This window comes from Corynebacterium sp. MSK071 (genome assembly GCF_030232125.1).
GTDB classification, from domain to species: Bacteria; Actinomycetota; Actinomycetes; order Mycobacteriales; family Mycobacteriaceae; genus Corynebacterium; species Corynebacterium kefirresidentii.
In genome coordinates, this window is the sequence record NZ_JASPJA010000002.1 from 202,513 (window position 1) to 224,440 (window position 21,928).

Sequence of the window (21,928 nt, forward strand, 5' to 3'; positions counted from 1 at the left end):
CGTGGCGCCCAAGATTTTGGTAGTCGATGACGATCCGGCTATCTCGGAGATGCTGACCATTGTGCTCGAGTCTGAGGGACTTAAGCCCATTCCGGTCATGGACGGCAATGACGCCGTGCCCGCCTTTGAGCAACACGAGCCGGACCTCATTCTGCTGGACCTTATGCTGCCGGGCATGAACGGCGTGGATATCTGCCGCGCCATTCGCCGTGAATCCTCCGTACCCATCGTTATGCTGACCGCCAAGACGGATACGGTCGATGTGGTGCTAGGCCTTGAATCCGGCGCGGATGATTACATCACCAAGCCATTTAAACCCAAGGAACTCATCGCCCGCATTCGCGCGCGCTTGCGCCGCACCGATTCCGCGGAGTCTGAAATTTTGGAAGTAGCGGACCTCATCATTGACGTGCCGGAGCATACCGTGCGCCGCACGGATGGTACCGAACTGAACTTGACTCCTTTGGAATTTGACCTGCTGCTGGAGATGGCGCGCCGCCCTGGCCAAGTGCATACGCGTGAGTCGCTGCTGGAGTCCGTATGGGGCTACCGCAATGCCTCTGATACGCGCTTGGTTAATGTCCACGTGCAGCGCCTACGCGCCAAGATCGAGCATGATCCGGAGGATCCGCAGATTGTGCTGACCGTGCGTGGCGTGGGGTATAAGACCGGTAAGCCCGGCGCCGGGGAGTAAGAACCATCGGCATCATTGAGCGTTTAAGGCGTATTCGAGACGCCTTCATTACAACGTGGCGTACCTCTTTGCAGGCGCGCGTCATTGGCATGATTTTGGTCGCTTCCTCGGTGGTCATGATCATCTTGGCCTACGCGTTGGTTTCTGTGCTGACTCAGCGCTTGGTTAGCCAAAAGGAAGACGTGGCGCAGCAAGAGCTGGAGCGTGCCCGCACGGCCGTGGAACAGCAGATTGATGCCACCAGTTCCGCCAATTCGGTGCAGGTACGCATCAATTCTGCACGTGCGGCACTAGGCCAGCTCTCTGCCCAGCAGGGCGATGCCCAGGCGGTTTATGAACCGGTCATCGTGGTGGAAAACCAGGATGGCTCGGTTATTACCTCGCCAGAAGGTTTCCCCGTGCCGGATCAGTTGCGGGAGATGGTGGATCAGGGTCAGATTGCGCAGCAGTATTTCCCGGCTCCGCGGGAAAACGGTGAGCATTACAACGCCCTGCTGGTAGGAACACCTACCGATACCGATATCCCGCATACCCAGGTCTACTTGGCACTGTCCATGGAATCGGAAGAATCCACCATGGCGTTGATGCGCGGCCTGCTTTCAGCGGCCGGTGTGGTCGTCGTGGTGCTGTTGGTAGGCATTGCCTGGCTGGCGACCCAGCAGGTTATTACGCCGATTCGTTCGGCCTCGCGCATTGCACAGCGCTTGGCGGCTGGTCACTTGAAGGAACGCATGGCCGTCGATAGCGACGATGAGATGGGGCGCCTAGCCGCGTCCTTCAATAACATGGCCGATAAACTTTCTTCCCAGATTGCGCAGCTGGAGGAATACGGCGACTTACAGCGGCAGTTTACTTCCGACGTCTCCCATGAGCTGCGTACCCCATTGACCACCGTGCGCATGGCCGCGGACATGATTGAGGCCGAAAGCGATAGCTTGCCGCACGGCGCCCAGCGAGCTTCCCGCCTGATGTCAAGCGAGCTCGATCGTTTCGAGGAATTGCTCGCGGACCTGCTAGAGATTTCTCGCCACGATGCCGGCGTGGCGGACCTGTCTACCGCCGCCATTGATCTGCGCTCCTGCGTGGAGTCCGCCTATGAGCAAGTCGAACATTTGGCTCGCGAGCTCAACGTAGAGGTCCAGCTCAACCTGCCGGATGAGCGCATCGCCGTCGAAGCCGATTCACGCCGCCTTGAGCGCATCTTGCGCAATCTTTTGGCCAATGCCATCGACCATTCGGAAGGCAATCCGGTAGCGGTGGATGTCGCCACCACGGAAACCGCGGTGGGCGTTACCGTTACAGACCATGGCGTGGGCTTGAAACCGGGCCAGGAAGAGCTGGTATTTAACCGCTTTTGGCGCGCGGATTCTTCCCGTAAACGCCACTCCGGAGGCACCGGCCTGGGGCTGGCTATCGCCCGCGAGGACGCCGTCTTGCACGGTGGCACGCTGGATGCCAACGGCTACGAGGGCTTTGGCTCGCGCTTCCGGCTCATTATTCCGCGCACTCCAAATACCGAGGTGGGAGAAGAACCCATCTCCGTGGAGATCCCTGGCGCACCCGTAAACAACCCTGCGGAAGGCGGCTCGTTGCCGGAATCGACCCCAGATGCCGGAGTTGAACTTCCAGAAGCGCAGGACTCTAGCACCGATAATCCGGGTGTCGAACCCGCCTCTGCTACGCCTGCCATTGCATCCGGGATGAGCTCACCGCGCGTCGAAAAGAGCGATAAGACTACCACTGGCCAGGCGGAGGGGGATGGCATCCTATGGCCCTCGGAACGAGAGCTCAACCGTGGTGCGGCCGCCCCAGATAGGCGCGCCTATAAGGCCCCGGACTTTGAGGGGAGGAGGAAGTGAGCGTGTTCAGCAGCAACTATTGCAAAACCGCGGTCTTTAGTACCGCAGCGGTCGTGCTTTTTGTCAGCGGTTGTTCCACTCTGCCGAGTGACACCGGGCCGCAGGTGGTAGGGACCTACCAGCGACAGGAAGACAGTCCTGGGGAAGTTATTGCACCGCAACCGGGCGATGACCCGGATCTGACGTTGCGAGATTTCTATCAGGCTTCGGCCGTGCCCGGAAATGATCACGAAGTCGCCCGTGGTTTTCTTACGGATACTGCCCGTGGTGCATGGGACGCCAGCGGCGATGTGATGGTGGTCGATAGCCTGGATATCGTTACTGCGCCCGCCAATAAACAAAGCTCGAAAGATAATGAACGCGCCTTTACAGTACGTGGCACTATTATCGGCCGCCTGAAATCCGGTGGCGCGTATGTCCCGGAAAATGAGGGCTATGAGGCAGTCATCTACATGAAGATGCAAGACGATAGGTGGCGCGTCGATGGCCTGCCGGCCGGAGTGGTGATGGAGCGCAATGAAATGCGCAACCACTACGCCCCGCAATCGCTGTACTTCTATAAGCAGAGTAACGATGCGCTGGTTCCGGATCGTCGCTGGTTGTATAAGGGGGGCGAAGAATCGGAGTCGACGCTTATCACGTTGTTGATGGAGGGGCCTTCGGCCAGCATTGCCCCTGCCACCCGCCGTGCGGCGGGGGAGAATGTTACCTATGCCGGCTATGACCGCGAGCAAGGCTACCAATTCGAAGGCCTAGTGGACTTGGACGCCCACGACCGCACTCTCTTTGCCGCCCAACTGGTGTGGACGCTTAGCAAAGCCGGCCATACCGGTCCCTTTAAGGTCAAGGCCGATGGCGGTGACCTGGTGGAAGGTATGGATAGCTTGAGCGTGGATGACTTTGCGGACTATAACCCGGAAGAAAGCAGCACCGCGTTGTCTAAGCTCTACGCCCTTAATGAGGGCAACCTGCTGGAGGTAGACGATGGCGTGGCCGAGCCCGTTCAATCCACCTTGGGCAGTAGCGGAGACGTGCAGTCCGTGGATGTGGCCGATAGCGGCCTCGTTGCGGCCGTGCGCCGCAAATCCAATAATGATTTCTCCCTGCAGATAGGCGAGCTCGATGGCCAGCTGCAGGATGCGGTGGATGGTCCCACGCTGGCACGGCCGACCTTTGAATACAACGGGCAAGCCGCGTGGACTGTGGTTGACGGAGATCGCATCGTGCGCGTGGTGCGCTCCAAGACCACGGGCCGCATCTCCAAATCCGAGGTGGATGCCCGCAGCATTGACGATATTGAGGGCGAAATCTCCGTCATCCGCTTGTCCCATAGCGGTGCCCGCGTGGCCATGGTTATCGATGGGCACGTGTATATCGCGGCGGTTGCCCAATCCAGCAGTGGGGATAAGCGCATCGTCAACGCCCGCGAGGTCGGCCCAGAAGTTTCCGGTTCGGCGCTATCGTTGGACTGGAATATGGATGGCTCGCTCATCGTTGGTACCTCCTCGAGCCAGTCACCCGTCTGGCGCATCGAGCAGGATGGTTCCTCGGCTTCGACCATGCCTACCGGTAATATCACCGCCCCCGTGGTGGCTGTAGCTTCCTCGCCCACCAAGCTTTTCATCACTGATTCTCACGCCATGCTTGAGCTACCTTCCACCGTGATGGATGAGACCAACTGGCGTGAGGTCTCTGGGCTGCAGGGCCGGCGTTCTTCCCCTATCGTTTCTAACTAGCCGTCGGAAGGCTTGTGCGGCTAGGGGGGAGGCAACACGATGAGCTTGGGGGAGCTTATTTTTCCGCGCGCGTGTGCTGGATGCGGCGCGCCGGGCGAGGTGTTGTGTGAACACTGCCGCGAGCACTTGCGGCACCCGCCCTACTTGGTAGCACGGCCCCGGCTGCTGGGGGCGCCCGTGTATGCCCTTGGCTCTTATTCCGATATTCGCCGCCGCATCATCATTGGCATGAAGGAGCGCGGCAACCAGCCGGTTCGCGAGTATGTCGGGGCCGTCTTTGCAGCTGGGCTGGCCTATCTGAGTGCCCGTGGTGATATCCCGCGCGAGTTCACCCTTGTTCCTGCGCCTACCCGTCCGCGCTCGGCGCGGGCGCGCGGGGGAGACCCTGTGGCCGCTGTGTGCCATACAGCGGCGCAGCTGCAGCGCGTGGGCGTGTGCGCGGCTCTTTCCATGGGGCAGTCCACCGCGGATCAGTCCGAGCTTAACGCGCAGGATAGGTGGGCTAACCTGCAGGGGCGAGTCCGCGTTCATGCTCCCATTGCTCGCGCCCCTGCGCTGCTTGCCGACGACGTCGTTACCACCGGCGCCACCCTAGCCGCGAGCATTGCTGCCCTGCAGGCCGCGGGCGTAGAAGTATGTGGAGCATTGGTCTTTGCGGATGCCTAGATAAAGGCGGGATCTACCCTCGAGGTAGGGGAGCGGGAAAAAATTTCGCCCTGTCAGGTCATAACCAGTGATACCATGAGGAGTGTCACAGAGAGATAGCTACTGTGATTGAATCCAGTCCCCACTACTCAAGGGAGGCATTTCAATGTCCCAGCCAAACAAAGCTCAGGTAACGATTACGGGCCGTAATGTCGAGGTCCCTGATCACTTTCAAGAGCGAGTCAATGACAAGCTGGCCAAGATTGAACGCCTTGACCCCACCCTGACCTTCTTCCACGTGGAGCTGCAGCACGAGCCGAACCCGCGCCGCGATTCTGAAGCGGATCGCATCCAGATCACCGCTACGGGTAAGGGACACATCGCCCGTGCCGAAGCAAAGGAAGATTCTTTCTACGCTGCGCTCGAGACCGCCTTGGGCAAGATGGAGCGCTCCCTGCGCAAGGTGAAGGTGCGCCGCGAAAACGTCAAGAGCGGTCACCGCGCGCAAAAGGGCACCGGAGAGATTGCCGCTGAGATGGTGGCACAGGCTGAGGCACAGCGCGCCAAGGAAGAGCGCTACGTTGACCCTTATGCTGAGACCGTCGAGGATGTTCGTCCCGGCCAGATTGTGCGCACCAAGGAGCACCCGGCTACCCCGATGAGCGTGGATGATGCCTTGAGCGAGATGGAGCTGGTTGGCCACGACTTCTTCCTCTTCGTTAACGAGGAGAATAATAAGCCCTCCGTGGTTTATCGCCGCCACGCCTTCGACTATGGCCTTATCTCCCTGGCTGAAGACGCGGAGGCCTAAAGCGCTCGCACTTTCCTGAGGTAATGACCCCGCTGCATAACTGCAGCGGGGTCGAATTCGTATCAAGGGAAATGGTGTCTTGGTGGGGGGGAGGTTCGACGTCGGCAAGCGGCTTTAAAGGCTTAGATATGCCAGATGAAGGTTGCGCGCATGCCCTATGCGCTAGGCGGAAGGTGCTTTGTGAATGCGAGTGAGTACAATAGCGACGAGTTAACTTTATTGTCGCGACTAGAAGGACTAACTAACCGTGTTTGGACTTTCCAAGCTGCTGCGCGCGGGCGAGGGCCGTACGGTCAAGCGCCTGGGCAAAATGGCAGACGACGTAATTGCCCTTGAGGATAAGTACGCGGAGCTTTCGGACGAAGAACTTAAGGCAAAGACCGATGAGTTCAAAACTCGTCTTAAAGACGGCGAAGTGATGAATGACATCTTGCTCGAGGCATTTGCCACCGTCCGCGAGGCTGCCTGGCGCGTCCTCGATCAAAAGCACTACCGCGTGCAGATCATGGGTGGCGCGGCCCTGCACTTCGGCAACGTTGCCGAGATGCGCACCGGTGAGGGCAAGACCCTGACCTCACTCCTGCCTGCCTACCTTAATGCGCTTGAGGGCAAGGGCGTCCACATCGTGACCGTCAATGATTACTTGGCAAAGCGCGACGCGGAGATGATGGGCCGTGTCCACCGCTGGCTCGGCCTGTCCGTAGGCGTCATCCTGTCTGAGATGCGCCCACCAGAGCGCAAGGCTGCCTACGATTGCGACATTACTTACGGCACCAATAACGAGCTAGGTTTTGACTACCTGCGCGATAACATGGTGCGCTCCCTCAATGAAGTGGTGCAGCGCGGTCACAACTTCTGCATCGTGGATGAGGTTGACTCGATTCTTATCGATGAAGCCCGAACCCCGCTTATCATCTCCGGCCCAGTAGACGGTTCCTCCCAGTTCTACAGTGTCTTCGCCCAGCTGACACCGCGCATGCGCGAAGGCATCCACTACGAGGTAGACCACAAAAAGCGCACCATCGGTGTGCTGGAAGAGGGCGTGGAATACGTAGAGGATCAGCTCGGCATCGATAACCTCTACGCCCCGGAGCACTCCCAGCTGGTGTCCTACCTGAACAACGCCTTGAAGGCCAAGGAGCTTTTCACCCGCGATAAGGACTATATCGTCCGCAATGGTGAAGTCATGATCGTCGACAGCTTCACCGGCCGCGTGCTGGCCGGCCGCCGCTACAACGAAGGCATGCACCAGGCCATCGAGGCCAAGGAGCAGGTAGAGATCAAGAACGAGAACCAGACGCTGGCTACCGTTACCCTGCAAAACTACTTCCGCCTCTATGAGAAGATCTCCGGCATGACCGGTACGGCAGAGACCGAAGCCGCCGAGCTGCATTCCATCTATGGCCTGGACGTAGTGCCGATTCCTACCAATAAGCCAAATCAGCGTGCGGACCACTCTGACCGCATTTACAAGACGCAGGAAGCCAAGTTCGCCGCCGTGGTGGACGATATTGCTGAGCACGTCGAGGCCGGTCAGCCAGTACTGGTAGGTACCACCTCTGTGGAGCGCTCCGAGTACCTGTCCCAGCTGCTATCCAAGCGGGGAATCAAGCACAACGTGCTCAACGCTAAGCACCACGAGGAAGAGGGCCAGATCATCGCCCGTGCCGGCCGTCCTGGCACCGTAACCGTGGCTACCAACATGGCCGGCCGTGGTACGGATATCGTGCTTGGTGGTAACCCCGAGGTCATCCTCGATGAGAAGCTGCGTGAGCGCGGCCTAGATCCATTCGAGGATGAGGAAAAGTACCAGGAGGCCTGGGAGGCAGAGATCGATGCCGAAAAGGAACACTCCAAGAAGTTGGGTGACCAGGTCCGCGAGGCCGGTGGACTCTACGTGCTGGGTACTGAGCGCCACGAGTCGCGCCGCATTGATAACCAGCTGCGTGGTCGTACTGGCCGCCAGGGTGACCCGGGTGAGACTCGCTTCTACCTGTCCATGCGCGATGAGTTGATGGTGCGCTTCGTGGGACAGTCCATGGAGAACATGATGAATCGCCTCAATGTGCCGGACGATGTTCCAATCGAAGCCAAGATGGTCTCCAACTCCATTAAGGGCGCCCAGGCGCAGGTGGAGAACCAGAACTTTGAGATGCGTAAGAACGTTCTCAAGTACGACGAGGTGCTTAACGAGCAGCGCAAGGTGGTCTACGCTACCCGCCACGATATCCTCGATGCCGGCGATATTCAGGACAATATCCGCGGCATGATTGATGACACCGTTTCCGCTTATGTCGCCGGCGCTACCGCCACCGGCTACGTGGAGGATTGGGACCTAGATGCGCTGTGGAACGCATTGGATTCCCTGTACGGTCCCACCATTCCCCACGAGGAACTGGTCGAAGGCTCCGAGTATGGTTCCCCAGGCGAGCTTTCCGCTGAGCAGCTTCGCGACGCTTTGGTAGAAGACGCCAATAACGAATATGACAAGCTCGAGGAATCTGTAACCGCAATTGGCGGCGAGCAGCAGATGCGCAATACCGAGCGCATGGTCATCCTGCCGATTATTGACCAAAAGTGGCGTGAGCACCTCTATGAGATGGACTACCTCAAGGAGGGCATTGGCCTGCGCGCGATGGCGCAGCGCGATCCGCTGGTGGAGTACCAGAAGGAGGGCGGCGAGATGTTCAATGCGATGAACGAAGGCGTCAAGGAAGAGACCGTCCGCCAGCTCTTTATGCTGCGCAAGCAGTTCAAGCAGCAGGAAGAGGAACAGGCCGGTGAGTCTTCGACCGCTGCGAACAACAACGGTGGGGATACCGTAGAGGCCTAAAACCCGGTGTTCTTTCTCAAACTCCGCCCCGCACCCACTCTTAAAAGTGGGAGCGGGGCGGGTTTCTTTTTAGGGAAAAATGAGTAGAATATAAGAATCTTGTCCAATCTGCTTTTTTCCTGTGAGGAACTCCACTGACGATGCGTCGCCGTTCTTTGCGTCTAGGAATTACGACGCTTCTGTCTGCTACCTTGCTTGGTGGCGCCACCCCAGCCGTGGCGTATGAGATGCAGCGCGACTCTGCGTCTTCTCTGCGCATCATCTTGGACTCGGGCGAAAAACTAGAACAGGACAACGCGGCAGCGGCCATTTTGGCTATCGCTACCCAGCGTAAGGAAGCGTTGGTGGCAGATGGAATTTTGTCGCAGGAGAAAGCGGATGCTGCCTTTGACCATTATTTTGGCGCATCCCGGCTCAATACTGCGCGCGCCGATGGCAATATCTATGCCACACCGCTCGATTTCCCGTGGGAGCCCGAAGCGCGTCCACAATCGCGGGAAGGCAAGCAGTTCACCGAAGCTGCCGTGCTGGATTACCTTGACGTGCTGGGTGCCAACTATGCCCAGGCGGTGATTCGCGCCGAGCTGGGTGAATTCACTAAGGATCTGCCGCAGTCCACTGCAGGCAATGCAGAGTCTTCTCCGCGGCCACAGAGGCCCGCCACCGGGGATACAGGCTCCGCCTTCCCGGATGAGTTCTCGGATTACGCGTCAGCGCTGCGCGATATCGTCACTATCACCAAGCAGGTCAATGCTCCCTTGGAAAAGGCCGCAGCAACCCACCGTGGTGTGAATACCGTACTCGCGGATGGCACTGCTGATGACAATTCCGGGCTATCCGTCCTGGAAGGTGGTCTGCTGACTACCGGTATTGCGGCGCTAGCAAGCGCTGCCGGAATTGGATGGTCCGCACTGAACTGGTCCGATATTCTTTCTCAACTCGGCCAGTTCATTTCCTAGGCGGTGAGGTCCGTTCGCATAGCTTAGAGCAAGCGGAACGAGGTTAATCCCGTGTGACTGGCTGATCCTGTAAAAGCATGCTGCTGTTGACCTATATAAACAGAGCCGAAATACTCTCCGTTTGAGCGCGCGTGCAGGCTTGTCAATTGCAATCTGTCCGTGGTGTAGGGGCTGGAGCGTTGGCGCACCCACGAGCCAATATGCAGCCGGATTGCGTCCGAATAGCGCGCGGAATTGAGGTGAGCTAGCGGCCGATAGCCGGCAGCAACCTCGAGTGCGAAGATTACCCAGCCTTGGATGCGGTGTTGGGCGGCGACCTCCGCGGACGTCGGCAAGCGGCCGTAGCGCACGCGATGAGGCGCGAGGAAGAGTTTGAGGTGTGAGTAGCCAGGGATGGGCTCGTACATGATGGGGAAGTAGTGCTCCTGAATAAGGGCAGGAGGCGGACGCGTGATAATTGTCTCATGCCCGGCTCGCGGCCGCCATTTCTGAGGGTTTCCTGAAAGGGGTGGCCGCGAATGCGCGCGCGGTTCGCTATACTCTCGGGGAGTTAAAGAGAAAATCGTAACCAAAGGATTTAAGTACATGCGTGGTCTGATCGTTGACTATGTCGGCGTCCTCGACGGCACCGAAGAAGATAACCGTCGCTGGAAGGCGCTGCTGGCCGCCGCCAAGGCAAATGGCGCGGCAACCGCCATCCTCTCCAATGACCCGGGCGGTCCAGGCGCGGAGCACATTCGCGAGTGGGAGTACCGCGGAAACGTAGATGCAGTTATTCTCTCTGGTGAGGTTGGGGCGGAAAAGCCAGAGGTCGCTGCATTTCAGGCGGCCGCAGATGCCCTAGAGCTTCCGCTCAATGATTGCGTCATGGTTGATGATTCTATTCTCAACGTCCGCGCCGCCGTGGAAACCGGCATGGTGGGCTTTTTGTACACCAGCTTTGATCGCGTTTCCGTAGAAATCCAGGCTGTCTTCGATATTGAAGGTGAGTTTTAGTGGCTAAAGCCCGCGTCTACATTCCCGCAACCTACGCCATGCTGGCGGAATTGGAAGAAACCGGTTCCCTTTCTGCGCGCTCCGGCTGGGGTTTCATGGTGACACCAGCGCTGCAGGATTTCTATACCGAGGGCGATGAAGAAGAGATTGCCTACTCGGCATTCCTCGAGGCATCTATGGCCTCTATGCGCCTTCTGGCCATCGGCGATGAAGAAAAGTTCCCGCATCGCCGCGTGGTCATCTCCGTGGACTTGGATGATTCTGTCATCACCCCGCGACCGGATATGGGCGAGCCGGTGGTAGAACTCCAGCCGGCGCAATTCAGCAAAGACGATCTAGCGGCCATCCACGTGGATATTGCGGAATCCGAAGAAACCACCGCGAAGGCCATCGAGGCTATTGACACCGCAGACCTTGGCGATGAGGACGCGGAGCTGGCCGTGGGAGATGCGCTGGATAAGTTTATGGCCTTTTATCACCCCAGCGAACTGCCTTTCCTCGTAGAATTGCTCTAAAACTGAAGGAGAAAACATGACTCAGCGTTTCAAGAACCTGGCTGCAGCTACCGTTACCGCAGGCGTAGCCCTCATTTCCGCGCCAGCCGCTCTGGCGGCCGATACCACCCCGGCCGCAGATGCCGCTGCCGATGCCGTGCCCACCACCCCGTGGCTAGCGCTGCTAGAGACCTCGTCCCAGGGCACTTGGGGCCAGATCCTGGATGTGGTCTTTGGCATCGTAGATGTCCTGCTAGGCGTGATGGCCGATACTGGCTTCCACCTTTAATTTTCCCAGTCCACGTTGGTGCGCAGGGCCTCGAGCAGGCCGCGCACCGCGTCGCGCCGCCGCGCACTGGCGGTATCCGGGGGGATAAGCGCAGGGTCATCCAGCCCGCATTCTGGGTCCGCAGGCGGGCCCATATGCGTACAACCACGGGGGCAATCCTCGACGGCGGCCGCAAGATCTTCAAAGACACCGAGCACGTCATCAGCATCCACGTGTGCGAGGCCGAAGGAACGAATGCCGGGGGTATCGATAATCCAGCCGGCAGAGTATGCATCATCGGCGGGGAGGGGAAGCGCTACCGATTGGGTAGAGGTATGCCTGCCTTTGCCTACGCCCGATACTTCCCCCGTCTCCCTATCCGCATCCGGAACCAGGCGGTTGACCAGGGTGGATTTGCCCACGCCGGAGTGGCCGATGAGCGCGGTGACGTGGCCATCGATGTGCTGGCGCACGGACTCGAGGCCGTCTTCGACGCCGGCTTTCACCACCGTGACATCAAGATCAGCAAACTCGGCCGCGAACGGCTCAGGATCCGTGAGATCTGTTTTAGTCAGGCACAAGATCGGGTGGATATTGCCCACGAAGGCGGCGATGAGGGCCCGCTCGACAAACCCGGAACGCGGTGGTGGATCGGCCACGGCGGTGACGATGAGCATCTGGTCCGCATTCGCCACCACGATGCGCTCATAGGGGTCGGTGTCATCGGCGGTGCGCCGAAGGACGGAGGTGCGCTCTTCCAGCTTCACTATGCGCGCTAAGGTGTCCTTCTTGCCGGAAGTATCGCCCACGACACCTACGCGGTCGCCCACCTCGATGGCGGTGCGGCCGAGTTCGCGGGCGCGCATGGCGGTGACCCGTGGGCCGTCATCTAGCGCGACGCCCCATCGCCCACGGTCTTTGGTGATGACCATGCCGAACTTGGCATTTTTATGTTTGGGACGGTCCTTGGTGCGCGGCCGCGAACCCTTGCCAGGGCGCACGCGCACGTCGGATTCATCAAAGGAACCGAAACGCCTAGCCATTGCTCTCCTGTTGTTCGGGGTCCAGCATCGTCTCCCACATGCGGTCGAAGCCAGGAAGGGTCTTCGAGGTGGTAGAAATATCCTCGATCTCTATGCCCGGCACCTTCAGACCGAGGATGGCACCCGCGGTGGCCATGCGGTGGTCCGCGTAGCACGGCCATTCTCCACCGTGGAGAGGGACGGGGTCGATGTGCAGGCCGTCGGCAAGTTCGGTGACCTTACCACCGAGGGCGTTGATATTATCCGCCAGCGCCTTCAAGCGGTCGGTCTCGTGGCCGCGCAGGTGAGCTATGCCGGTAAGGGTAGAGGGGGTGTCTGCCAGGGCGCACAACGCAGCGACGGTAGGGGTGAGCTCGCCAATATCACCCATATTGCGCTCAATACCCTGCAGCGCTCCGTCTTTGGAGCCCTTTGCAGTGACAAATCCCGGCTCTTGGGTGACCATAACGCCCATATCCACCAAGATATGGCGAATAGCGTCGCCCGGCTGCGTGGTATTGGCGGGCCAGCGCTTAATGGTCACGCGGCCGCCGGTGACAGCAGCGGCGGCAAGGAAAGGCGTGGCATTGGACAAATCCGGCTCGATGTTCCACTCTCGGTCGGCGATCGGGCCAGAGTGCACGGTCCACGTATTCTCGCCGGAGTCTACGCGCACGCCTGCCTGGCGCAGCATGCCCACGGTCATTTCCACGTGCGGCAAAGAGGGCAAGGGGCCGCCCTCATGGGTTAGGGTGATGCCCTTTTTAAACCGTGCACCGGCTAGCAGCAGTCCGGAGACGAACTGCGATGACCTAGAGGCATCGATGGTGACCTCGCCGCCTTCTGGCACCCCGTGCGAGCGCACGGTGAAGGGCAGGCTATCGCCGTCCACCTCTACGCCAAGGTGGCGCAGCGCATCGAGGGTGGTGGACATGGGGCGGGCGTAGGCCTGCTCGTCGCCGTCGACAAGCACGGCGCCATCAGCCAAGGCTGCAACCGGCGGGATAAAGCGCATCACCGTGCCTGCTAGGCCGCAATCTACCGTTGCGCCCTTGAGCGGGCCTGGGGTGACGTGGATGTCCTCGCCGTCGTGCTCGAAGCGCACGCCCATAGACTCCAACGCCTTTTCCATCAACTGCGAATCCCGCGAGACCAGCGGAGCGCGCAGGGTAGAGGGGCCATCGGCCAACGCGGCCAAGATGAAGGCGCGGTTGGTAATAGACTTCGAGCCCGGCACGTGCTGGGCCCACGTAATGGGGCCTGCCGCTTGCGGGGCGGACCATGGTTGAGACATATCGTCCATAATAGAGGGCATGTGCGGAAGATTCGTTCTTTTTACCGAGTCCCTCCTTGATGAGGTGGGAGAGCTGCCCGGAGTCACCGAGGTACATGCCCCGCAAGGAACCCCAGGGCCCCGCTACAATATTGCGCCTACCCAGCCGGTGGCCATCGTGCGCGTGCGCGAAAGCCTTGCTCAAGTCGATCCTGCGCGGTGGGCGCTATTGCCGCACTGGAAGAAAGATCTTGAGGGCCCGCCGCTGTTTAATGCGCGGGCGGAGACCGTGGCCTCCAAGCCTTCTTTCCGGCACGCTTTTAAGGGGCAGCGCTGCCTCATCCCGATGAATGGTTACTACGAGTGGCGCCAGGAAAAGGGCGGCAAACAGCCCTACTTCGTGCGCGCGGAGGAAGGCCTGTTGTGGGCCGCAGGCCTCTGGGACACCGGCTTAGACCGCCTGTCCGCCACGATCATTACCACTGCAGCCACGGAAGAAATGGAGTGGCTGCACCACCGCCTGCCGCGCTTTTTGGCGGCCGAGGAAATGCGCACCTGGCTAGAGGGCAGCCCCGAGGAGGCCGCCGAGCTGCTCTTGCCGACGCCCCTGCGGGGCTTCCACACCCACCCCGCCGACAAGGCCGTGGGCACTGTATCCAACGACTATCCAGAGCTACTCGGCGAGTAGATCGGCAAAGCTGGCGTCACACAGCTGCGCGAGGTCCTCCGCATTGAGTTCGATATCTAGCCCGCGGCGCCCGCCAGAGATGAAGACGGTATCGAAAAGGATGGCGGTTTCCTCGATAATGGTGGGCAGTGGATTCTTCTGCCCGAGCGGGGAGATGCCGCCGGGAATATATCCGGATGACTTAGAGGCGTCGTGCGGATCGGCCATGGCGGCTTTGGAAACATTGTGTGCGACTGCGGCTTTTTTCAAGCTCAGGTGGTGGGTAGTAGGGATAACGCACACCGCCAATTTGCGCTTTGGTCCCTTGCCCGCGGTTAAATCGATGACCAGGGTTTTGAGCACGCGCTCCGGCTCTACGTCTAGAGCTGCGGCGGCGTGATCACCGAAGTGATCGGTGCCCGCTTCAAAGGTGTATACGTGGTGCTCGATACCGGCGTCTTCTACAACTTTGAGCGCTGGGGTGGCTGCGTGCGGGGACTTTTTAGACATGACTGGGATTCTAACGCTAGGCGTTAGTATGGAAATTGTGGCTAAAGAAACAATCAGCGAAAAGGAGCTGCAGCGCCGCTTTGAAGCGGAAGCGCTGCCCTTGCTAGATCAGCTCTACGGTGGTGCCTTGCGCATGACGCGCAATCCCCAAGACGCTGAAGACCTAGTGCAGGAGACCTACCTCAAGGCCTATAAGTCCTTCCATTCCTTTACTCCGGGTACGAATCTCAAGGCATGGCTTTATCGCATCATGACCAATAACTACATCAACTCCTACCGCAAGGCGAAGCGCCGGCCAACGGAGTCCTCGGCTGATGACTTGAGTGATTTTCAGCTCTATACCACCGCCGGACATGATTCCACCGGTCTGGAATCCGCCGAGGTAGCCGCGCTCAAGGACATGCCGGATTCCACCATTTCAGAGGCCATGAATGACCTGCCCGATGATTACCGCATGGTGGTTTACTACGCGGATGTGGAGGGCTTGGCATATAAAGAAATTGCGGAAATCATGGACACTCCTTTGGGCACAGTGATGTCTCGGTTGCACCGGGGAAGAAAACTACTCCGAAAAGCGTTGAAAGACGTGGCACGAGAACAAGGTATTGGATTAGAACACCCAGACATGGAGGAGAAGTAATGGAACGCGCAACGGAACACAACTGTGGTGCGTGTAGCTCCCCAGAGGTACAGGCCCTCCTGTGCGAGCTTCTCGATGAATCCACCACCTATGCCCGCGCGCTCGCCATCCGCGAGCACATCGCCCAGTGTGATTTTTGTCAAAAGCGCCTCGAGAGCGAGGAGATTATTCGTTCGCTGGTGCGCAACTGTTGTAACGGACAGGCCAAGGCGCCGCAGGCGTTACGCCGCCGCATCTCGGTTGAAATCACCCGCATCGAGACCACCTGGTAGTGCGGACATACGGCACGGGCTGCTAAGCGGCCTGCGCCGATTCGGCAAAGCAAAAGCCCGGCTCCTACGGTCTGTGATGACCGAGGGCCGGGCTTATGTGCTGTGCGTTATGCGCCAGGACGCTTGCCGTGATTAGCGGACTTCTTGCGGCGATCCTTGCGCTTGCGACCACGCTTGCTCATTGCGCACTCCTTCGTTGAGGGTAACTGAACTTTATTCAACTTTAGCGGCTAAGGGCGCCGAAACGAAAATTGGGGGCCGATGATTAAGCGGAAACGCGGGCGCGTCCACGGCCGCGGTTACGGCGGCGCTTGAGGGCGCGGCGCTCCTCTTCAGATAGACCGCCCCAGACGCCGGCGTCCAAGCCGGACTCCAGTGCCCACTTCAGGCAGGAAGAGGCAACGGGACAACGGTTGCAGACCAACTTGGCCTTAGCGATTTGGGTAAGTGCAGGACCAGAATTGCCTACTGGGAAGAACAGCTCGGGGTCTTCGTCGCGGCAAACAGCTTCGTGGCGCCAATCCATGATTGATATCTCCTAACAAAAATTCGACAGCAGAAAGCACAAGCACTTTTCATAAATGAAAAGCAACCAATGCCATGGGTGGGTGGTTGTGTGAACTGGTCTGCGCGCAGTGGGACCCGGTCTCGAGGTCGGGCCAGCGTCGCCGCCGCCAATGGTCCACATTGTGGTTACTTGAAGTTTCCTTCAAGTTAAGAAGAGGTTTACGTCCTCTTTCTTTTTGCTACCCAAGAATCATGACATGTTTACTCAGGCTCCGCTAGGGGTAGAGGCGAAAATGTGGTAAACATCACTGAATGGAAAGTGATGTGGGGGTCATTTAGATAGACGCTGGAGTTGAAAGAAGCCTGTGAGAAACGCGCTGAACTGGCGCATTGACTGAAACTACTTGAGTGTGGTGACTGGAGAAGCGTCAAATCTGTCCGGTTAGCCCTTGCCCCCGCGAAACCTGAGTGGCGCACAAGAAAATGGCGTTGCCCGTGAGTAGACTGTGGGCTTGTGTCCAAACAAAACAAGAAGGTAAACACAAAGCAAAATGCTGCCTCCACGCGGTCGATTAGTGGGGAAAAAAAGACCCAGCACGGTGCGCCGCAACCAGTCCTCGTGGCCGCAGCACTCGCCGTGATTCAGTCCATCGCCGTAATCTGTTTTGGCATCTTCCTGATCGTGCGCGAATTGACCGGTGCGGAAAACGGCTCCATGGTGTCGGATTCGGGCTCTGGAAGCTTTGTGGGGCTAGGCACCGCACTCTTTATCTTTATCGTGTTTGGTTTTGTCATCATTGGCGCTTGGGCCATGGTCAAGGGAAAGCGCTGGGGTAGGGGAGCCATTATTTTGGTGGAGCTAATCTTGGCGGCTAGCTCCTTCCAAATGTTTAGCGGTGGATCGCCGCTACTGGGCGCGGTGACATTGCTGAGCGCCGCAGTGGTCATCTTCTTGCTGATGTTCGTACGCGCCTCCACTGAGTGGGCGGCAGCAAACTTCTAAAGTCATCTTCACGTGTAAAAGGCCGCGCCCGGGAAAACCCGAAATGCGCGGCCTTTTTATGCGATGGTGGGGTACTAATCGGCGCTAAGGCCCACTACCTTATCGCCGCGGGCTTCCACAATGGTCTCGCCCGCTAAAGTGAGATAAACGGCACCGTGGTAGGCGCCGCGGTCAACCGGGATGGTTCGCAGGGTCTTGCCAGTGGACCAGTCCATGACTGCAATTCCTTCTTTGGTAGGCACCAGCATCTGCTCGTTGACAGCGATGGGGGTGCCGATGGCCTCTTCCACGATGCGATCAACCGAGAGGTCGCTCGGCTTAAAGAGGTAAAGCCGGGAGCCATCAAACCAGGTCATATGGTGCGGCAAGTCCGCAGTTGCCGGCGCGAAGGGGGAGTCGCCGGTGTCTATAGCCGGAGAAGGCTCTGCTGGGGAAGAGTCGAGCTTTTTACCTTCATTGTTATATGACTCGATGGAGGGGTGTGGTCCTGGCCGGTATACGGCGGCGGCCTTTTGGCCTACGGCGACAAGGCGGGCGCCATCGGTAGCAATGTCCACATCGGCGGCGATGTCCGGTTGACGGGAATCATCGGGGGTGGTGTCTTGGAAGCGCAACCAGGTGGTATTCGGCTTATCGGGGCAGGACTCGGTCAGGGCTAAGTTCTCGGTACGGGTAAGGGCCGAGCTGAGCGTGCAATCCTCATGCGGTTGCTTGTCCGGTTCTTGTTTTGCCTCCACGTCACCGTATTCAACGGTACGCACCATATCCGAGCGCCACAGATCGATGCGGTCGGTGGAGGCCGTTCCTACCCGGTCATTGGAGGATATGGGTACTACCTCGTCCGAATTTATGGCACTACGGGTGCTGTCATACTCACCAGTCGCGGCATCAATCGCCACGGTATCTCCGCAGCCCAGACCGGTCTTATAAGTAGCTACTATCTTGCCCCATGCAGCAGACAGTGAGCACAGTTCGGCGTCAGTGCGCTCATAGGTCCATGCTTCGGAACCGTCCGGATTGGTAGCCGTGAGCGTGTGATCCGCATGCGTGATGGTCAGGCCGTGCGCCGAAACCGCCCGGTATTGGCCAGGCACCGGTTCATTGGGGAGGCTGAAGGACTCGTGGAGGTTAGTCGGAACTGTGGAAAGTGCGGGTGCATCCTTTTCCCCAGGAACGGCCGCCTGGCTCAAATGTGCCTGATTGATATTGGCAGTGACGGCTGCACCGCCTACCGCGATGGCGCAGACCACGGCAATGATGCCGGTGGCCTTCCAATCAGAGAGCGTGGAACGCAAAATGGGAGCCTTAGTCATCGGCGGCCTCCTCGTCGGCGCCGGGAGCTGCCGCGGCGCGCAGTGGTACGGGTGGGGGATTTCTCGCGGACTGAAACCTGGCCTACAACCTTGGTCTCGGGGCCTACGGTCTCCTCAGCATCCGCGGGGATGTCTAGCGCTTGGGCCAGCTCTGGGGAAGTAGAAAACCATTGTGGCGGCTCCGGCTCTCCCAAATCCAGCTCATCGTTAATGACTTGCCATTTGCCCAGCTCATCGTAGCCCACCAAGGTGATGGCGGTACCGGTATGCCCGGCGCGACCCGTGCGACCAATACGGTGGACAAAGGTCATTGGATCATCTGGTACCTGGTAGTTGATGACGTGAGTGACATCATCGACGTCGATACCGCGGGCAGCAATATCGGTGGCGACCAGGATGTCTACCTGGCCGGAGCGGAAGGCCTGCAGGGATTTCTCGCGGGACTTTTGCCCAAGGTCGCCGTGGACGGCTCCCACGCGGAAGCCGCGCCGGGCGAGATCATCGGCCAAATGGGCGGCCGCTCGCTTGGTACGGGCGAAGATGATGGTGCGCCCGCGGTCGGCAGCCTGCAGGGCGTGCGCGACGATGGCAACCTTATCCATGCGGTGAGCTTGGAAGGTGACCTTGCGGGTGGAGGAATGAGTGAAATCCTGCTCGCCCGATTCGGCGCGGATATGGATGGGCTTATCCATAAAACGGCGGGCCAGCGTTAAAATCGCGCCCGGCATCGTAGCGGAAAAGAGCATGGTCTGGTGCGCATTGCCATCCAGAGCCTGCAGGATGGCCTCCACCGAGGGTAAAAAGCCCAAATCTAGCATCTCGTCGGCTTCATCGAGTACCAAGATGGCCACGCGGTCTAGTTGCAGATTGCCGCGCTCGTGGAGATCGATCAGGCGGCCAGGTGTACCGATGATGACATCGGCGCCCTTATTGAGCTTTGTGATCTGTTCCTCGTAGGGCCGGCCTCCGTAGATGGAAACCAAACGCACCGGTATGTCAGCGGCGGCTACCTGCAGGTCTTTGGTGACCTGCTGGGCAAGCTCACGGGTGGGGACCACCACGAGGGCGCGCGGGGTGCCATCGAGCTCTTCGATATCGGCATCATCAAAGACACGATCCAAAAGCGGCACGCCAAAGCCGTAGGTTTTGCCCATGCCGGTGCGCGCTTGGCCAATCAAATCCTGACCGGACAAAGCGATGGGCAGGGTTAATTCCTGGATTGCAAAAGTACGCGTGATGCCACGGGTGGCGAGTCCATCGCAGATTTCGGCCGCAACGCCGAGTTCCGCGAAGCTCGGTGGCTGGGATTTTATGTCAGACACACCTTGATAGTAGCCGGGATGGTTATAGTGGGGCCATTGACAATAAAACTCTAGTTAGAGGAGGAACCCTCATGGATATCAAGTTTGGCTTCGCAGACACCGCTCGCGAGCTGGTCATTAGCGCTGCAGGTGACCAGGCTGACCTGACGCAGAAGATCAATAGCGCCCTGGCGGATAACTCCACCTTGGAACTGGAAGATGACAAGGGCCGCAAGTACCTCGTGCGCACTGACCGCGTGGTCTACGTTGAGGTGGGCATTGCGAAGAAGCACGCCGTGGGATTCGCCGGCGCCTAAAGACGAGCGCACCGGTCTGCTGATTCAGATTTTTAAAAATAAACGGGTAACCTAAGGCCCCATGGAAGACAGGGAGACTCGCCACGCTCACCGGAGCCAGGGCCATTCGCCGGACCACCCTAATGCGGTGGTCCGGTTTGCGCGTCAATATGGCTGGTGGCGCGTGGTGGCTATCCCTTTGATGATCGCCTTGACCATCTGGTTCATTGTCGATATCGCCACCGCTTCCTCCTCTGAAGAAGGGGCGGAAGAAACTACCACAGCTGCCCCGACGAGTGCCGAGAAAATCGGGCCTGATCCGGCTGATGCGGAAGCGGTCAAACGGGAAATTAGTGAGATGCCGCCCGGTGGGGCGTTTACCAAGCAGGGAAAGGGCACTTTCCATGAGGTGGGCGAGCCCGGCGCCGTAGCCGGTAAGGGTGGCGCGCAGAAGGTGCGCTATTCCATCGAGGTGGAAGATGGCCTCAATACCGCACCGTATGGCGGCGATGATTCTTTTGCAGCCATGGTGGAGGCCACCCTTTCTGATCCGCGCGGCTGGACCGCGCACAAGGACTTCGAGTTCGAGCACGTGGCCTCTGATGCGGATCCAGATACCCGTATCCAGCTGACCTCCTTGGGTACCGCCGCGGAGCGGTGCGGGGAGAAAATTGAAACGGAAACCTCCTGCCATACCACCATTACTGGCGAGTCCACCACGGTTATTAATGAGGCTCGCTGGGTGCGCGGTGCGACGCCGTTTGAAGGCGATATGGGTAACTACCGCCAGTACGTTATTAACCACGAGCTGGGCCACGCCATTGGCTATGCGGCCCACCAGCCGTGTGGTGGGCAGGGCAAGTTAGCTCCGATCATGATGCAGCAGACCTTGGATCTCAATAACAAGGCATTGCACGATCGCAAGCCCAGCGAGGTCTATCCTGATGAGGACGTGACCTGTGCAGCTAACCCGTGGCCTTTCCCCAACCCGGATAATAAGGATCCCCACCAACCCGAATAGGAGTTAAGGATGCCGCTTCCCCCAGAGCATGTTTTAAGCGCCTTTCACGCGGAAACTGGTGCTACCGGTACTCGCCGCGCTCAGGGCGATCAATTAGGCCCGGTGTGGGATAACGGCATCAAGGTGGGGGACGTGGTCTATTCGCAGGCCAGTCCTTTTGCTGCATGGTCCGCCAAGACGCGCGAGCGCCTAAGTGTGCAAGGCGCCCGGGTTTCCCGGCCAATTTTATCTAGCGATGGCCGTCATACGGCCGCTGGCTGGAAGGCCACGCAGTTTATTCCGGGGCAGGTCCGGGGGCGCATTGATGAAACCGCACAGATGGCGCTGCGCCTTGATACGGCTATGGCCGAGGTGGCACTTCCCACCGGGCAGCGTGACGATGTCTTTGCTCGCGCGGAGCGCGCCGCGTGGGGAGAAACGGGGGAGGCCTATCGCCCAGCTCTGCTTGCCGACGTCCCTCTTATCCCCGCCCACACCGCTCTTCTCACCACCACGGTCTATCACGGCGCCAACCCGCCGGGAATCGTGGACATTGTGCCGAGCGAATTTCCGCGCCCAGCCGGTTGGAGCGCCGCCCTAGTCATCGTCGACGGGCTTATTGCTCAGGCGGTTGATGATGAGATCTGCCAACGCTTTAGCCACGTGCCGGGCATGCAGGAGCTGCTCTTGCGTGCAGTGTCGTATCGTCGTCATATCAACGATCTGCATCCTGCTTCGCGTTCAAACGCGCGTTCGCACATTGAACGGGTGGAGCAATATCTGGTGTCGCGGGCATCTGCCATACTGGAGCGGTGAGTTACGACCCCCA

At 59.1% G+C, this 21,928-nt stretch carries 25 protein-coding genes; 17 read left to right on the forward strand and 8 right to left on the reverse strand.

The annotated features are described in order from the left end of the window. The first annotated feature begins 1 nt into the window (after position 1). From mtrA to QP990_RS02380, 7 genes are all read left to right on the forward strand, one after another. Complete coding sequence (mtrA, locus tag QP990_RS02350; RefSeq protein ID WP_023027822.1) at positions 2–694, forward strand: MtrAB system response regulator MtrA; 693 nt, start codon at positions 2–4, stop codon at positions 692–694. Positions 695–762: 68 nt separating this feature from the next. Next, positions 763–2,553, forward strand: coding sequence for an MtrAB system histidine kinase MtrB (gene mtrB / locus QP990_RS02355; protein ID WP_198010447.1), 1,791 nt, complete (start codon positions 763–765; stop codon positions 2,551–2,553). Positions 2,554–2,555: 2 nt separating this feature from the next. After that, positions 2,556–4,289 carry an MtrAB system accessory lipoprotein LpqB gene (gene lpqB / locus QP990_RS02360; RefSeq protein WP_023020777.1) on the forward strand — a complete coding sequence of 578 codons (1,734 nt, stop codon included), beginning with the start codon at positions 2,556–2,558 and terminating at the stop codon, positions 4,287–4,289. Between the two features lie 126 nt (positions 4,290–4,415). Next, on the forward strand, positions 4,416–4,955 hold the full coding sequence (locus tag QP990_RS02365) for a ComF family protein (protein WP_396127268.1): 540 nt from the start codon (positions 4,416–4,418) through the stop codon (positions 4,953–4,955). Between the two features lie 145 nt (positions 4,956–5,100). Next, complete coding sequence (gene hpf / locus QP990_RS02370; protein ID WP_023020779.1) at positions 5,101–5,745, forward strand: ribosome hibernation-promoting factor, HPF/YfiA family; 645 nt, start codon at positions 5,101–5,103, stop codon at positions 5,743–5,745. A gap of 247 nt (positions 5,746–5,992) precedes the next feature. Continuing rightward, positions 5,993–8,578: a preprotein translocase subunit SecA gene (secA, locus tag QP990_RS02375; RefSeq protein WP_023020780.1), complete on the forward strand. Its 2,586-nt coding sequence runs from the start codon at positions 5,993–5,995 to the stop codon at positions 8,576–8,578. Positions 8,579–8,718: 140 nt separating this feature from the next. After that, positions 8,719–9,537 carry a hypothetical protein gene (locus tag QP990_RS02380; RefSeq protein WP_023020781.1) on the forward strand — a complete coding sequence of 273 codons (819 nt, stop codon included), beginning with the start codon at positions 8,719–8,721 and terminating at the stop codon, positions 9,535–9,537. Positions 9,538–9,560: 23 nt separating this feature from the next. Here QP990_RS02380 and QP990_RS02385 read toward each other — a convergent pair whose 3' ends face one another. Beyond that, a complete protein-coding gene (locus QP990_RS02385; RefSeq protein ID WP_023020782.1) occupies positions 9,561–9,944 on the reverse strand; it encodes a hypothetical protein in 384 nt (127 codons plus the stop codon). Positions 9,945–10,122: 178 nt separating this feature from the next. Between QP990_RS02385 and QP990_RS02390 the strand changes: the two genes are divergently transcribed. The 3 genes from QP990_RS02390 to QP990_RS02400 are packed head-to-tail and all read left to right on the forward strand — an operon-like array spanning position 10,123 to position 11,316. After that, the gene (locus tag QP990_RS02390) at positions 10,123–10,533 is read left to right on the forward strand and encodes an HAD-IA family hydrolase (protein WP_023020783.1); all 411 of its coding nucleotides are present in this window, start codon (positions 10,123–10,125) and stop codon (positions 10,531–10,533) included. Then, positions 10,533–11,048: a DUF6912 family protein gene (locus QP990_RS02395; RefSeq protein ID WP_023020784.1), complete on the forward strand. Its 516-nt coding sequence runs from the start codon at positions 10,533–10,535 to the stop codon at positions 11,046–11,048. The genes QP990_RS02390 and QP990_RS02395 overlap by 1 nt, the downstream gene beginning before the upstream one ends. Before the next feature lie 16 nt (positions 11,049–11,064). After that, a complete protein-coding gene (locus tag QP990_RS02400; protein WP_023020785.1) occupies positions 11,065–11,316 on the forward strand; it encodes a hypothetical protein in 252 nt (83 codons plus the stop codon). Here the strand turns inward: QP990_RS02400 and rsgA are convergent. Both rsgA and aroA read right to left on the reverse strand, forming a co-directional pair. Then, positions 11,313–12,338, reverse strand: coding sequence for a ribosome small subunit-dependent GTPase A (gene rsgA / locus QP990_RS02405; protein ID WP_023020786.1), 1,026 nt, complete (start codon positions 12,336–12,338; stop codon positions 11,313–11,315). The two genes, QP990_RS02400 and rsgA, sit on opposite strands and share 4 nt — an antisense overlap. Next, positions 12,331–13,632: a 3-phosphoshikimate 1-carboxyvinyltransferase gene (gene aroA / locus QP990_RS02410; RefSeq protein WP_284798240.1), complete on the reverse strand. Its 1,302-nt coding sequence runs from the start codon at positions 13,630–13,632 to the stop codon at positions 12,331–12,333. Before aroA ends, rsgA begins: the two co-directional genes overlap by 8 nt. Here aroA and QP990_RS02415 point away from each other — a divergent pair. Beyond that, positions 13,631–14,278 (forward strand): SOS response-associated peptidase, encoded by a 648-nt coding sequence (locus tag QP990_RS02415; protein ID WP_023020788.1) that lies wholly within the window; start codon positions 13,631–13,633, stop codon positions 14,276–14,278. The genes aroA and QP990_RS02415 overlap by 2 nt on opposite strands. Here the strand turns inward: QP990_RS02415 and ybaK are convergent. Further along, on the reverse strand, positions 14,264–14,767 hold the full coding sequence (gene ybaK, locus QP990_RS02420) for a Cys-tRNA(Pro) deacylase (protein ID WP_023020789.1): 504 nt from the start codon (positions 14,765–14,767) through the stop codon (positions 14,264–14,266). The two genes, QP990_RS02415 and ybaK, sit on opposite strands and share 15 nt — an antisense overlap. A 28-nt stretch (positions 14,768–14,795) precedes the next feature. On the opposite strand from ybaK, the gene QP990_RS02425 reads away from it, so the two are divergent. Then, positions 14,796–15,407, forward strand: a complete 612-nt coding sequence (locus QP990_RS02425; RefSeq protein ID WP_023020790.1) for a sigma-70 family RNA polymerase sigma factor — start codon at positions 14,796–14,798, stop codon at positions 15,405–15,407. Beyond that, positions 15,407–15,679, forward strand: coding sequence for a mycothiol system anti-sigma-R factor (locus QP990_RS02430; RefSeq protein ID WP_023020791.1), 273 nt, complete (start codon positions 15,407–15,409; stop codon positions 15,677–15,679). Before QP990_RS02425 ends, QP990_RS02430 begins: the two co-directional genes overlap by 1 nt. Before the next feature lie 107 nt (positions 15,680–15,786). Here the strand turns inward: QP990_RS02430 and QP990_RS12320 are convergent, their stop codons facing one another. Next, on the reverse strand, positions 15,787–15,861 hold the full coding sequence (locus QP990_RS12320) for a 50S ribosomal protein bL37 (protein WP_100067784.1): 75 nt from the start codon (positions 15,859–15,861) through the stop codon (positions 15,787–15,789). 83 nt (positions 15,862–15,944) lie between these two features. Beyond that, on the reverse strand, positions 15,945–16,205 hold the full coding sequence (locus QP990_RS02435; RefSeq protein ID WP_005322377.1) for a WhiB family transcriptional regulator: 261 nt from the start codon (positions 16,203–16,205) through the stop codon (positions 15,945–15,947). 495 nt (positions 16,206–16,700) lie between these two features. Between QP990_RS02435 and QP990_RS02440 the strand changes: the two genes are divergently transcribed. Beyond that, positions 16,701–17,189, forward strand: coding sequence for a hypothetical protein (locus QP990_RS02440; protein WP_023020792.1), 489 nt, complete (start codon positions 16,701–16,703; stop codon positions 17,187–17,189). Between the two features lie 74 nt (positions 17,190–17,263). On the opposite strand, the gene QP990_RS02445 is transcribed toward QP990_RS02440, so the two are convergent. Both QP990_RS02445 and QP990_RS02450 read right to left on the reverse strand, forming a co-directional pair. Further along, positions 17,264–18,502 (reverse strand): hypothetical protein, encoded by a 1,239-nt coding sequence (locus QP990_RS02445; RefSeq protein WP_023020793.1) that lies wholly within the window; start codon positions 18,500–18,502, stop codon positions 17,264–17,266. Beyond that, the gene (locus QP990_RS02450; protein WP_023020794.1) at positions 18,499–19,824 is read right to left on the reverse strand and encodes a DEAD/DEAH box helicase; all 1,326 of its coding nucleotides are present in this window, start codon (positions 19,822–19,824) and stop codon (positions 18,499–18,501) included. The genes QP990_RS02445 and QP990_RS02450 overlap by 4 nt, the downstream gene beginning before the upstream one ends. A 71-nt stretch (positions 19,825–19,895) precedes the next feature. Between QP990_RS02450 and QP990_RS02455 the strand changes: the two genes are divergently transcribed. The 3 genes from QP990_RS02455 to QP990_RS02465 all read left to right on the forward strand — a co-directional run bounded on the left by QP990_RS02455 (position 19,896) and on the right by QP990_RS02465 (position 21,915). Continuing rightward, positions 19,896–20,120, forward strand: a complete 225-nt coding sequence (locus QP990_RS02455; RefSeq protein ID WP_023020795.1) for a DUF3107 domain-containing protein — start codon at positions 19,896–19,898, stop codon at positions 20,118–20,120. 61 nt (positions 20,121–20,181) lie between these two features. Beyond that, on the forward strand, positions 20,182–21,120 hold the full coding sequence (locus QP990_RS02460) for a DUF3152 domain-containing protein (RefSeq protein WP_023020796.1): 939 nt from the start codon (positions 20,182–20,184) through the stop codon (positions 21,118–21,120). 9 nt (positions 21,121–21,129) lie between these two features. Then, on the forward strand, positions 21,130–21,915 hold the full coding sequence (locus QP990_RS02465; RefSeq protein ID WP_023020797.1) for a hypothetical protein: 786 nt from the start codon (positions 21,130–21,132) through the stop codon (positions 21,913–21,915). The last annotated feature ends 13 nt before the right edge of the window (positions 21,916–21,928 follow it).

Coding starts and splice junctions, on each gene's coding strand:
- hpf (WP_023020779.1), top strand. CDS start 5,101: ATGTCCCAGCCAAACAAAGCTCAGGTAACGATTACGGGCCGTAATGTC.
- QP990_RS02380 (WP_023020781.1), top strand. CDS start 8,719: ATGCGTCGCCGTTCTTTGCGTCTAGGAATTACGACGCTTCTGTCTGCT.
- QP990_RS02385 (WP_023020782.1), bottom strand. CDS start 9,944: ATGTACGAGCCCATCCCTGGCTACTCACACCTCAAACTCTTCCTCGCG.
- QP990_RS02390 (WP_023020783.1), top strand. CDS start 10,123: ATGCGTGGTCTGATCGTTGACTATGTCGGCGTCCTCGACGGCACCGAA.
- QP990_RS02400 (WP_023020785.1), top strand. CDS start 11,065: ATGACTCAGCGTTTCAAGAACCTGGCTGCAGCTACCGTTACCGCAGGC.
- rsgA (WP_023020786.1), bottom strand. CDS start 12,338: ATGGCTAGGCGTTTCGGTTCCTTTGATGAATCCGACGTGCGCGTGCGC.
- QP990_RS02415 (WP_023020788.1), top strand. CDS start 13,631: ATGTGCGGAAGATTCGTTCTTTTTACCGAGTCCCTCCTTGATGAGGTG.
- aroA (WP_284798240.1), bottom strand. CDS start 13,632: ATGCCCTCTATTATGGACGATATGTCTCAACCATGGTCCGCCCCGCAA.
- ybaK (WP_023020789.1), bottom strand. CDS start 14,767: ATGTCTAAAAAGTCCCCGCACGCAGCCACCCCAGCGCTCAAAGTTGTA.
- QP990_RS02425 (WP_023020790.1), top strand. CDS start 14,796: ATGGAAATTGTGGCTAAAGAAACAATCAGCGAAAAGGAGCTGCAGCGC.
- QP990_RS02430 (WP_023020791.1), top strand. CDS start 15,407: ATGGAACGCGCAACGGAACACAACTGTGGTGCGTGTAGCTCCCCAGAG.
- QP990_RS02435 (WP_005322377.1), bottom strand. CDS start 16,205: ATGGATTGGCGCCACGAAGCTGTTTGCCGCGACGAAGACCCCGAGCTG.
- QP990_RS02445 (WP_023020793.1), bottom strand. CDS start 18,502: ATGACTAAGGCTCCCATTTTGCGTTCCACGCTCTCTGATTGGAAGGCC.
- QP990_RS02455 (WP_023020795.1), top strand. CDS start 19,896: ATGGATATCAAGTTTGGCTTCGCAGACACCGCTCGCGAGCTGGTCATT.
- QP990_RS02460 (WP_023020796.1), top strand. CDS start 20,182: ATGGAAGACAGGGAGACTCGCCACGCTCACCGGAGCCAGGGCCATTCG.
- QP990_RS02465 (WP_023020797.1), top strand. CDS start 21,130: ATGCCGCTTCCCCCAGAGCATGTTTTAAGCGCCTTTCACGCGGAAACT.